This is a genomic window from Planomonospora algeriensis, assembly GCF_977012225.1.
The window spans coordinates 1-11,792 of sequence record NZ_CDRNDK010000182.1; the positions used below are offsets into that span (position 1 = coordinate 1).

The 11,792-nt window shown below is 74.8% G+C and carries 8 protein-coding genes and 3 pseudogenes; 1 reads left to right on the top strand and 10 read right to left on the bottom strand.

Annotation, left to right across the window (positions count from 1 at the left end; all coding sequences use genetic code 11):
* From ACWJ6R_RS19265 to ACWJ6R_RS19295, 7 genes and pseudogenes are all read right to left on the bottom strand, one after another.
* Window positions 1–878, bottom strand: a pseudogene (locus tag ACWJ6R_RS19265) (hypothetical protein); the annotation flags it as partial.
* Between the two features lie 66 nt (window positions 879–944).
* Complete coding sequence (locus ACWJ6R_RS19270; RefSeq protein ID WP_449063556.1) at window positions 945–1,763, bottom strand: polysaccharide deacetylase family protein; 819 nt, start codon at window positions 1,761–1,763, stop codon at window positions 945–947.
* A gap of 281 nt (window positions 1,764–2,044) precedes the next feature.
* Window positions 2,045–3,276, bottom strand: a pseudogene (locus ACWJ6R_RS19275) (homoserine dehydrogenase).
* A gap of 74 nt (window positions 3,277–3,350) precedes the next feature.
* Window positions 3,351–4,733: a diaminopimelate decarboxylase gene (gene lysA / locus ACWJ6R_RS19280; protein WP_449063557.1), complete on the bottom strand. Its 1,383-nt coding sequence runs from the start codon at window positions 4,731–4,733 to the stop codon at window positions 3,351–3,353.
* Window positions 4,734–4,874: 141 nt separating this feature from the next.
* On the bottom strand, window positions 4,875–5,699 hold the full coding sequence (locus ACWJ6R_RS19285) for a neutral zinc metallopeptidase (protein ID WP_449063558.1): 825 nt from the start codon (window positions 5,697–5,699) through the stop codon (window positions 4,875–4,877).
* 236 nt (window positions 5,700–5,935) lie between these two features.
* Entirely contained in the window at window positions 5,936–6,445 is a 510-nt protein-coding gene (locus ACWJ6R_RS19290; protein ID WP_449063559.1) for a hypothetical protein, read from the bottom strand.
* A 2-nt stretch (window positions 6,446–6,447) separates the two neighbouring features.
* Entirely contained in the window at window positions 6,448–8,385 is a 1,938-nt protein-coding gene (locus ACWJ6R_RS19295; RefSeq protein WP_449063560.1) for a hypothetical protein, read from the bottom strand.
* 71 nt (window positions 8,386–8,456) lie between these two features.
* Between ACWJ6R_RS19295 and ACWJ6R_RS19300 the strand changes: the two genes are divergently transcribed.
* The gene (locus ACWJ6R_RS19300) at window positions 8,457–10,232 is read left to right on the top strand and encodes an asparagine synthetase B family protein (protein ID WP_449063561.1); all 1,776 of its coding nucleotides are present in this window, start codon (window positions 8,457–8,459) and stop codon (window positions 10,230–10,232) included.
* A 136-nt stretch (window positions 10,233–10,368) separates the two neighbouring features.
* On the opposite strand, the gene ACWJ6R_RS19305 is transcribed toward ACWJ6R_RS19300, so the two are convergent.
* The 3 genes and pseudogenes from ACWJ6R_RS19305 to ACWJ6R_RS19315 all read right to left on the bottom strand — a co-directional run.
* Window positions 10,369–10,794, bottom strand: coding sequence for a LuxR C-terminal-related transcriptional regulator (locus ACWJ6R_RS19305; protein WP_449063562.1), 426 nt, complete (start codon window positions 10,792–10,794; stop codon window positions 10,369–10,371).
* 76 nt (window positions 10,795–10,870) lie between these two features.
* Window positions 10,871–11,023 (bottom strand): annotated as a pseudogene (locus tag ACWJ6R_RS19310) (response regulator transcription factor); the annotation flags it as partial.
* Window positions 11,020–11,792: sensor histidine kinase (locus ACWJ6R_RS19315; RefSeq protein WP_449063563.1), on the bottom strand; the 773-nt coding region annotated here is incomplete at its 5' end. The gene ACWJ6R_RS19315 and the pseudogene ACWJ6R_RS19310, both read right to left, overlap by 4 nt.

Sequence of the window (11,792 nt, forward strand, 5' to 3'; positions counted from 1 at the left end):
GCCGCGGTCCCGGCGGCCCGGCGGGCGAGGAACGCGCCGGCCACGGCGAGGGCGGGCAGGACCACCCACCACGCCGCCGCCCAGGGGTCCTCCAGCGGGATCGTGCACGGGCGGCAGAAGAGCGGGCCGTTGGCCGTCTTGAACTGGTGGAGGGCTCCCGGCGCGAGCGAGAGCCCGCCCTGCACCTCACCCGCCTCGCGCCACCGCTCCAGCGGCCCGCCGTAGGAGACGTAGGCCTCGATGACCCACGGGAGGAAGCCCAGCGCCACTCCGGCCGACACCACCGCGGCCGGCTTGATCCGCCGGCCGAGCAGGCTGACGAGCGCGAGCGGCAGGGCCAGCCAGAGCGCGTCGCCCGGACGCAGCACCGCCACCGCGGCGACCGACGCGCCGAGGCCCGCGTACGCCCTGGTGGAGCCGTCCTTGAGGGCGAGGAGCAGGCAGCCGGTCGCGGCGGCGCAGCCGAAGGCCACATAGAGGTTGGGCATGACCTGCGCGCCGTACAGGACGGCGGTCCACAGGCCGCCGAACAGCGCCGCGGACAGCAGCAGGACGCTCCGGCGCAGGAGCCGGGTCCAGGGCAGGAACGCCAGCAGGAAACCCAACCCGGACAGCAGGGTCATCCAGAGGCGGATGGCGACCGGGTCCCTCGTGACGTAGGCGACCGGCGCCACCAGCCAGACGATCCCCCGCGCCCGGGGCGCGCTGAAGATCGCGTCAGGGACGCCGGGCGCCACCTGGCTGGTGTAGACCGCCTCGTCCCATTCCAGGGGCATGCCGTACGGCAGGGCGATCAGCTGGACCGCGACGTAGGCGCAGGCGACCAGCCCGAGGAGCGTGACAGGGCGGCCGGGCAGCCGGAGGGTGGTGGAGGGCACAAGGCACCATACTGACGCATATCCCGGCAGCGTCACCCCACCGGCAGCGTCACTCCGCCGGCAGCGTCACTCCGCCGGCAGCGGCCGGGGCCTGCCGCCGATCGCCTGCGCCATGGTCCGGACCACGGTGCCGCGCCCCTCGCGTTTCTCCAGCCAGCCGAGGAACTCCGCCAGCCGCTCCGGGGTGGTCGAGTAGGTGCCGCAGCCGTCGCAGACGCGGTGGAAGACCAGGGGGACCAGGCCGCCGCCGGCCTTCTCCGCGTTGAGCACCTGCTGCCGCATCTGCCGCACCTGCGTGTCCTCCCCGACCGAGCCGGGCGTGCGGACCGCCCAGCGGTCCGCCGGGGGCAGGCTCTCCGCGCCGGGGCAGCCGGAACAGCCCCATCCCCTGAGCCCGCCGACCGTCCGGGCCGCGCCGTACCCGCACGACCTGGCCGTTCTGCGGGCGTCGGCGTCCACCGCGCCGAACGGGTAGGCGAGGGTGGTGACCCGGTGGCCCAGCTCCGTCAGCGCGCGGCGGTCGTCGCAGATCCGCGTGCGCTGCTCGTCGGGCGAGAGCTCGGTGAGCCGGGAGTGGTCCAGCGTGTGACCGCCGATCTCGTGCCCGGCCTTGGCGATCGCGGCCAGCCGGCGTCCGGTGAGCTTGCCCTTGCGGCCGATGGTCCCGCTGTTGACGTAGAACGTCCCCCGCATGCCGTGCCTCTCCAGCAGGCGTGCGGCGGCGGCGTGGCTGGCGTCGCCGTCGTCGAAGGTGAGGGAGACGATCGTCCTCGGCTTCACCGGTTTCCCCGGGGCCGCGGCCTGCGCCGCGTGGGCCGGGAGGCCGGACGGGACGAGCAGGGCCAGTGCGGTCGCGACACCCGCGAGGTGGCCGGAGGTCTTCATGATGCGGGGTTCCTTCGGGGGAGGCTCACGCGGACGGCCGGCCCGGAGGATGACCCGGACCGGGCTGAGGGTGAACGGGCCGGCGACATCTGGAAGCACCTTACCGACCCATGGTGCCTTTCATGCCATTTCCATACCGAACGCTCATAAACGCCCGGACGGCCGCTCCCCCCGGAACGCCTCCGGCGGGTGCGCGGACCCTCCGGGGCGTTCCGGGGCCTTCCGGGTACGGCGGTGCGGGCGTCCCGGCCGAACCCCGGGAACGCGCTCCGGACGGACGGCTAGGAGGCGTCCTCGCCCTCGACCCGCATGACGCTCACCACGTCGCGGACGATGTCCAGCTCCCGCAGGCCCTCGATCGTCGCCGACAGGGCGGCGTCGCTGGCCCGGTGGGTGACCAGGACGAGCTGGGCGTCGGCGCCGAGTCCCTCCTGCCGGACGGTCTGGATGGAGACGTCCTGCTTGGCGAACATGTCGGCGACCCGGGCGAGCACGCCCGGCTTGTCGGCGACGTCCAGGGAGACGTGGTAGCGCGTGACGGTCTCGCCCATCGGGTGGACCGCCAGGTCGGCGTAGGTCGACTCCTCCGGGCCGCGGGTGCCGGCCAGCCGGTTGCGGCCCACCGCCACGATGTCGCCCAGCACCGCGCTGGCCGTCGCGCGCCGCCGGCGCCCGCGCCGTAGAACATGAGCTGCCCGGCGGACTCGGCCTCGACGAAGACCGCGTTGTAGGCCTCGCGGACCCCGGCCAGCGGGTGGGTCCTGGGGATCATCGCCGGGTGCACCCGGACGCCGAAGGAGCGGCCGTCATCCGAGCGGGCGCAGATCGCCAGCAGCTTGATGACGTAGCCCATCTCCCTGGCGCTGGCCACGTCCGCCGCGCTGATCTCGGTGATGCCCTCGCGGTGCACGTCGGCGGCCGTCACCCGGCTGTGGAACGCGATCCCGGCCAGGATCGCGGCCTTGGCCGCGGCGTCGAAGCCCTCGACGTCGGCGGTGGGGTCGGCCTCGGCGTAGCCCAGGGCCTGGGCCTCCTCCAGCGCGTCGGAGAACGAGGCGCCCGAGGAGTCCATCTTGTCGAGGATGTAGTTCGTGGTGCCGTTGACGATGCCGAGCACCCGGTGCACGTGGTCGCCGGCCAGCGACTCGCGCAGCGGCCGGATCAGCGGGATCGCGCCCGCGACGGCCGCCTCGAAGTACAGGTCGGCGCCGCCGGCCCGGGCCGCGGCGTGGACCGTCGCGCCGTCCTCGGCGAGCAGCGCCTTGTTCGCCGTGACGACCGACTTGCCGGCCCCCATCGCGGCGAGGATGAGCGAGCGCGCCGGCTCGATGCCGCCGATCACCTCGACCACGATGTCCACGTCGTCGCGCGTCACCAGCGCCTCGGCGTCGGTGGTGATCAGCGCGGGGTCCACCTCGATGTCCCGCGCCCGGCCGGGCCGGCGCACGGCCACGCCCGCGAGCTCCAGCGGCGCGCCGATCCGGGCGGCCAGGTCGTCGGCCTGCTCCCGCATCAGCCGGATCACCTGGGAGCCGACGACGCCGCAGCCGAGCAGCGCGACTTTCAGTTTCTTCCCGGGAACCTGGTTCACAGCTGTCCTCTCAGCAAGTCGTCCTCGGTCTCCCGCTGGACGATCACACGGGACGCCCCGCCCGCGACCGCGACCACGGCCGGCTTGGGGAGGTAGTTGTAGTTGCTGGCCAGCGAGCGGCAGTAGGCGCCGGTCCCGGCCACGGCGATCAGGTCGCCGTGGGCGAGGTCCTGCGGCAGCCACAGGTCTCGGACCACCATGTCGCCGCTCTCGCAGTGCTTGCCGACCAGGCGCGAGAGCATCGGCGCCGCGCCGCTCTCCCGCGAGGCCAGGCGGGCGGTGTAGTCGGCCCCGTACAGGGCGGTGCGCACGTTGTCGCTCATGCCGCCGTCGACGCTGACGTAGGTGCGCAGGCCCTCGACGTCCTTGATCGTGCCGACCTCGTAGAGCGTCACGCCCGCGATCGCCGCGATGGACCGGCCGGGCTCGACCGTGAGCCGGGGGACCGGCAGGTCCGCGGCCCGCGCCACCCTGGCGACGATCTCCCGCAGGCTGTCGGCGATCTCCTTGACGTCGAGCGTCTCGTCGCCCTCGACGTAGGCGACGCCGTACCCGCCGCCGAGGTCGAGCTCGGGCAGGACGACGCCGTGCTCCTGCTGGATCTGCACCATGAGCTTGGCCAGGCGGGTCGCGGCCACCTCGAACCCGGCGGTGTCGGTGATCTGCGACCCGATGTGGGAGTGCAGGCCCACCAGCTCCAGCTGGGGCAGGGCGAGGATCCGGCGCGCGGCCTCGGCGGCGGCGCCGCTGCTCAGCGAGAGGCCGAACTTCTGGTCGTCGTGGGCGGTGGCGATGAACTCGTGGGTGTGCGCCTCCACGCCCACGGTGACCCGGATCAGGACCTTGGGCCGCACGCCGTGCCGCTCGGCGAGGAAGCCCAGCCGGGCGATCTCCTCGTAGGAGTCGACCACGATGTGCCCGACGCCGGCCTGGACGGCCCGCTCCAGCTCGGCGGGCGACTTGTTGTTGCCGTGCATCGTGATCCGCTCGGGCGGGAAGCCGACGCTCAGCGCGACGGCGAGCTCGCCCGCGCTGCACACGTCGAGGCCCAGGCCCTCCTGCATGACCCAGCGGGCGGCCTCGCGGCACAGGAACGCCTTGCCGGCGTAGTGGACCTCGCCGCCCTCGAACGCGGACCGGTATTCGCGGCAGCGGGAGCGGAAGTCCTCCTCGTCCACCACGTAGAGCGGCGTGCCGTACTGCTCGGCCAGGTCCCTGACGTCCACGCCGCCGATCGTGATCGAGCCGTCGGCGCGGCTGGACGTTCGCGGCCAGATCGTCGGGTCGAGCGTGTTGAGGTCGGCGGGCGCCTGCGGCGGGCGGTCCTCGGGAAGGATCTCGGCGTGCCGGTCACCGGCGGGGTGGACGAATCGACTCACCCAAAAGAGGCTATCGGACCCGCTGATCCGGATGAGACGCCTGCTCACCTGTCGAGACGGAATCGCCCACGGATACGCGAACTTTTCAGGCGTTCACCCGCTCTCGCCGCAGATTTTGGCGTCTCCGACGGATCCTGAACCTCAGGAGACCTCTTCGGCCGGGGCCTTCCAGGTGTTGCACCCGGCGAGCGTGCCCTTCTGCTGCCCGCGGAGCATCCACCGGGCGCCGCTGGCGCCGGAGCCGTGCGACTGGCGGGCCGCGTCCGCGCCGGCGTCCGCCTCGTCCGGTCCCGAGGCCGCGCTGCGACGCAGGTCGTTCAGCAGGTAGGGGTGCACATTGCGCAGCGACGCCGCGGCCATGCAGTCGGCCTGCAGCTCCAGGCGGCGGGACCACGCCTCGTCGAAGACCTCCGAGCCGTTCTGGTCGGCGATCCCGGTGATCTGCTGGACGTGGTGGGCGTACTCGTGGGCGAGGGTGAACATCGTCCAGAAGGTGTCGCGCTCCTCCCCGTCGTCCTCGGTCAGGACGTTGACGATGCGCTCCCCCGAGCAGTAGATGCCGGCCCAGTCGAAGTCGTCGATCCCGCAGGCCGCCTCCTCCGGGGTGGCGATCAGCCGCAGCTCCGCCGGCGGCTCGTAGTCGACGCCGGCCGGCTCCAGGGTCGCGCTCCACATGCGGTCCAGGCAGCCCGCCATCACCCGCAGGGTCGCGTCCGGGTCGGCGTCGAGGTCCTTCGGCAGGCCGGGGCAGCGGCCGCCGACCGGGCCGGTCTTCTCGTAGAGCAGGTGCGTGGCCACGGCCGAGCGGGCCGATCCGGGCGCGGTCCCGAGCAGCTCCCGCAGGTCGTCGCGGAGGTAGAACAGCGCGCCGAGCAGGAGGGCGAAGACGAGGAGGACGGGCAGCGTCCGCCGGACCACGCCGGGCCTCGACGCGCCGTGAGGGGACCAGTCGCGCGGACCGCTCACCGATTCTCCTCAATACGTTTTCGGATGATTCATCACAATCTATCTGGCGGAATCACCCCGACCGCCGCCATCGCCTCCGCCAGCACCTCCCGTACGGCTCCCGCCAGCCGCACCCGCGCCACGTGCAGCGCCGACGCCTCCCCGTCCCCCCCGCGGCAGCGCCGGAGCCCGTTCGAACGCGTCGTGGTAGGCCAGGGCCAGCCGCTCGGCGTAGGCCGCCCACCCGGGATCCCGGCTCACCCTCCTGCCCGGCGCCTCCGCCAGCGCCCGGAGCACCGCCCGGTCCCACCGGTCCGCCAGGAGCTCCGGCCGGAACACCCCCGCCACGCCCAGCTCCGCCGCCCAGCGCCGTACGGCGACCGCCCGCGCGTGCGCGTACCCGACGACGAACCCGGGGTTGTCCCAGGTGCCCGGCGACCAGGGCGAGACCGGGGACCAGGGCGAGACCGGACGCGGCGCGCCGCGCCCGGCGCGCCCGCGACGGCCGGGTCGGCGGGGTCCGCACCGGCCTCCGCGACCAGCTCGCCGGGGACGGCCACCACGATCTCCAGGAATCCGCCGGGCCGTACCCGGACCTCCTCGATCCCCGACAGCGCGCGCAGCCGCAGGGCCAGCCCCTCGGCCCGTTCACCGGCCCGCCCCCCCTGGCGCAGCGCGGCCGTCGAGACGTACAGCGCCTCCCGCTCCCACGTCCCCCGCGGGACCGGCGGCGCCCCGAGCACCTCGGCGAGCCGGCCGGGCGTCACGGTCAGACCAGCGCGTGCGGCTCGGCGGGGCCGTACTCGACCAGCCGGGCCGAGCCGAGCAGGTCCGCGTCGTGGTCGCGCAGGCGGACGTAGCCGTAGCGGTCGGCGGAGAAGACCTTGACCCCGTCGGTGCGGCACTGCCGCATCAGGACCTCGTCCCAGCCCTCGGACAGGTCGGCGAAGCCCAGGGAGCGCAGCACGGTCCTGCGGCCCAGCAGGGTGGCCCCGGCCACCTCGGGCAGGTAGGAGTACTCGGCGTCGGGACGGCGCAGCACGGTCGCGCCGACGTCGCGCAGGTGGGCGTGGTAGGCCGCCTTGCCCGCGATGTCGGCGATGGTGAACGTGAAGACCCGGGCGAGGTCGGCCAGGTAGTGCTCGCCGTAGGAGTCCCGGGCGTCCATGACGGCCACCAGATCGCCCTCGCACAGGTCCAGGGCCCGGTCGAGCAGGGCGCCGGTGGTGAGCGCCGGGTCGGCGCGGCGGACCACGACGCCCACGTGCCCGCCCAGCACGGCGCGGGCGCGCCGCTCCGCCTCCTCGGCCGCCCCCTCCTCCTCGGACTGCGAGAGCAGCACCAGCTGGACGACGCCCTGCTGCGGCGCGAGGAGGGCCAGCGCCCGCTCGGGGTCGCCCCGGTCGAGCATGATCACCGAGATGCCCAGCGTCGGCCGCGCGCTGGGCAGGCCGACCGCGTCGAGCAGGTCGTCGACCTTGTCGGTCATCGTGCCGGAGGCGTAGGCCTGCCGGAGCGCGGCGTGCGCCCGGCGCCCGTCGGGCTCTCCGCCCTCGGGCGCGCCGATCGGCGTGCCGCAGGCGGCCAGCTCGGCCAGCCGCCACGTCTCGGTGCCGGGCGGGCACTCCACGGCCTTCGGCCAGCGGTAGGAGGTGAGCACGTCCGGATAGGACAGGTGGCCGGGGAGCAGCTCCTCCAGGGAGAGCACCCGGTCGAACCGGCCGGAGGCCAGCGGCAGCGGGTTGTGCACCCGCGGCTGGACCGCGAACGGCAGCAGGCCCAGGGAGGGGGCCCGGCGGCCGGGCTCCGGCTCCGCCGACGCCAGCACGGCGCCCCACGCCTGGACCGACGCCGTCCGCGCGGTGACGATGTGCTCGAACAGTCCGGCCGCGGGGGCCAGGTCGGCGACCTCGCCCCCGGTGTGCCAGAAGACCGTGCGGATGCCCCGCTCGGCGCACCAGGCCAGCAGCGCGCGCAGGCCCTCGCCGGGCTCGCGTAGCTCCTCGGCCCAGGGCCCCTGCGTGACCGACTCCACCAGCAGCAGGTGCGGCACCTCGGCGGCCAGCACGCGGGCGAAGTCCCGGGGGGTGAACCCGGTGGTCTGCCGCCACTCGTAGCGCAGCAGCGCCTCGGCGTGCGGGTCGGCGACGACGGCCGCGGTCAGGTGCGGGCGGGTGTTCGGGCCGGTGGGGACGCGGAAGGGCTTGAGCCGGAACGACGCGCCGTCCAGCGTCCTGGTCGACGTGGTGGCCTGGAAGGCCGCGCCGGGCACCGGCCTGGCCTGGTCGCGGGGCTCGGGGACCGGCTGCCGCTTGGGCGCGGCCGGGCGCTTGGCGGGCCTGGCGGCGCCGCGCAGGCCACGGGCCAGCCGCACCGGGTTGCTCTTGCCGGTCTTGATCGCGTCACCGATCCGGGACCAGCGCGCCACCTGCACCGACGAGAGCTTCCACCGGGCCACCTCGGTCTGGTAGCGCTGCTCGGCCAGTTCCCTGCGCAGGGCCGCCTCCGCGCTCCTGGCCTCGGCCAGCCGCTCCTCCGCCTCGGCCAGCCGCTCCCGGACCTCGCGCAGCTCCCCTACCGCGCGCTCGGCGTCGGCGATCCTCGCCTGGGCCGCGTCCAGCAGGCGGGCCAGCTCCGCGGCCCGCTCCGCCTGGGCCATGGCCTCCCGCAACGCCTGCCGCGTGCTCTCGAGTCGCTCGCTCGCCACGTCGTCCTCCGATTCCTGAGCCGGGCGAAAGGATACCCTTTGGTCAATCCCGACACAGAGGAGTCAGCACGGTGCAGTGGCCGACGTTCAATGTGAGGCCGTACGTCTGCGGCGGCGTCGGCCGGCTCGACGAGACCGTCCTGGCCGCCCTGTGCGAGGCCGGACCCCGGGTACGGCCGGCGCTGCGGACCGCCGAGGCGGCGCTGTTCAGCTCCTCCCCGCTGCCGCCCTACCACCGGGGCCCCGAGCCCGGACGAGGGAGCACCGGGCGGGAGGACGCCGGGGGCGGCGACGGCGCCCCGGCACGCGGAGACATGGGGCACGGAGACGCGGGGCACGGAGACGGGGTGCGGGCGGACTCGGGCACCTGGGCGTTCGCCTGGGGGGAGCGCCGGCCGTCCGGGCCCGCGCCGTGGATCACCGTGGCCGAGACCTACGAGACGCCCGGCCTGATCGACGACGGCGACCGGGTCACCCTGCACGCCGGCGGCCTGGGACTGGTGGACGTCTACTACGTCTCCGTCGGCGGGGCCGTCTACTTCTCCTCGCTGCTGGAGCCGCTGCTGGCGCTGGCGCGCACGCCGTACGAGGTCGACTGGGACGCCTGGGCGGCGATCGTCCAGGTCACCTTCCCGCTCCGCGACGACACCCCGTACGCGCGGGTCAAGCGGCTGGCCGGGAGCAGCGCGCTGGTCTTCGGCAAGCGGTCGGGCCGGATCGCGGTCGAGCGGCGGCTGCCCCGCTGGCTGCGCGAGGAGCCGTTCGAGGCGGGCCGCAGCGCCGGGGAGATCCTGGAGATCCTGCACGAGGTCTACAAGGAGTTCGACTCCCGGCCGCTGCTGGTGCCGGTCAGCGGCGGGTACGACTCGCGGCTGCTCTGCTCGGTGGCGGTGGCCCGGGGCGCGGACGTGGAGTCGTGGACGACCAGCCCGGACGACGGCACCGACACCGACATCGCCTTCGCCCGCGCGATCACCCGCGAGCTCGGCGTGCGGCACCGGGTGATCCCCCAGGACCCCGCCGCCTACCCCGCCGACGCGCTGTCCGTCGCCCGCAGGCTGGAGTTCCTCACCCCGCACCACGCCTGGTACGCCCCGTTCGCCCGCGAGGTGCACCGCGCCGGGCGGACCCTGGTGGACGGCCTGGCCGGCGGGCCGCTGCTGAAGAACTTCATGGTCAGCGGGGCCGCGCTGGAGGCCTCCACCCAGGCCGAGCGCAAGGCCGCGCTGCTCGGCTCGCTCGCGCTGGGCGCGCCCTCGGTGCCGTTCCTGTCGGAGCGGGCGTCCGAGTGGATCTCGGACTCGGTCCGCACCGCGTTCGCCCAGTCGACCTCCATGCTCAACGGCCACCGGGCCGAGCTGCCCCTGTCGGTGCTGCACACCCGCACCGCCCGGGGCATCGCCCGCTCCCCCGTCAACCTGGTCGGCCCCGAGGTCTCGTTCGCGGCGCCGTTCATGCACCCGGCCTTCTTCGACGCCGCGCTCTCGGTGGGCGTCGCCCGCAAGGACAAGGGCCGGTTCTACCGGGAGGTCCTGCACGCCGCCAACCCGCGCGTGGCCGCGCTGCCCTCGACCAACGTGGTCAAGCAGCCGCTCCAGCGGGTCCCGCTCCGCTCGGCCGCCGCGCCGGCCCGCGCCTACGGCCACGCCATGCTGACCCGGGTCGCGCGGGCGGTGCCGTCGCTGCTCTCCGAGCACCTGCACGCCGTGGTGGCCGAGGGCCCGGACGCGCTGGCCCGCTTCAACGGCTGGAACGACCGGTTCTGGGTCCGCGGCCTGGTCCTCTTCGGCGCCTGGCTCGACGACTACGCCGACCGCGCCGGCGACCTCACCCCGCCCTGGGAGTGAACGCCCCCTCCCGGACCCGGCCGGTCCCCACCAGGCATCGCCTCGGGGCCGGCGTCGATGCTCCGATCCCGCACGCGCACGGGGCGCCGGAGCCCTCCGGACCTCGCCCCGGACCCTGACCGGCGGCCGGAGCCGGTCAGCGCCCGGGCCGGCGGTGGCCGGTCTCCCAGGCCCACGCGGCGATGCCGACCCGGTTGCGCACGCCGAGCTTGCGCTGGATGTGGGCGAGATGGGTCTTGACGGTCCCGGCGGTGATGTACAGCTCGGCGCCGATCTCCGCGTTGGTCCGGCCGTCGGCGACCAGGGAGACGATGTCCAGCTCCCGGCCGGTCAGCGGCTGCGCCCCGCCCGGCTCCTCGTGCCGTCCGGACAGCTCGCGCAGCAGCCGGACCGTCACCGACGGGCTGATCAGCGCGTCGCCGGTCATCGCGGCGCGTACCGCCTCGATCAGCAGCCCGGAACCCGAGTGCTTGAGCAGGAAGCCGCAGGCGCCGTGGCGCAGCGCGGTGTGCACGTAGGCGTCCAGGTCGTAGGTGGTGACCACGACCACTCGCGCGCCCACCGGCGTGTCGGGGGGAGCAGAGGCGCCGGGTCAGTTCCAGCCCGTCCATCCGCGGCATCCGGATGTCGGCGATCACCACGTCGGGCCGGAGCCGTCCGGCCAGCTCCAGGGCCTCCACGCCGTCGGCGGCCTGGCCGACCACCTCGATGTCCGGAGCGGCCCCCAGAATGGTGCGGAACCCGAACCTGACCTGCTCCTGGTCGTCGGCGATGAGCACCCGGATCGTCATGGCACCGGCTCCAGGTGAGCGGCGGGAAGCTCGGCGCGGACCCGCCAGCCCGCCGGAGGGACGGGTCCGGCGGTGAAGACGCCGCCGAGCGCCTCGACCCGCTCGGCCAGGCCTGCCAGGCCCACTCCGCCGCGGCGCCGGCCTGTGAGGTCACGCGGGGGCCGGTCGGAGTCGCCCGCCTGGTCGGTGACGGTGAGCACGACGCCGGATCCCGGGGATCCGGTCAGCTCGACGGTGACCGAGCAGCCGGGGCGGGCGTGCCGGCGCACGTTCGTGAGCGCCTCGACCACCACGCGGTACACGGCCGTGCTCGCCTCCTGGTGGAGCGCCCGGTCCAGTCCCGGGGCCATGTCCAGCTCGATCGGGCCCGCGCCGCCATCCGCGTAGCGCGCGATCAGCTCGGGCAGTTCGCTAGCGCCGGGCGACGTCGTACGGCCGGCGCCCGCGCCGTACTCCAGCTCGCGCAGCATCCGGATCGTCCGGTCCATCGAGGCGAGCGCGCGGGTGCCGTCCGACTCGATCCGCCGCAGCACCCTCGCGGCCTCGTCGGGATCCCCGCGGAGCAGCACCTGGGCGGCCTGGGCCTGGACGACCATGGCGCTGACGTCGTGGGCCACGAAGTCGTGCAGGTCCCCGGCGAGCTGGACGCGTTGCGCCCGGCGGGCCTGCCGTACCGCCTGGACCCTGCGCGCGTCCAGCCGGCGCAGGTAGCCGCCGGCCCCGGCGCCCACGGCCGCGGGGAGCGACCAGAACGCGCCGACCGCCGTAC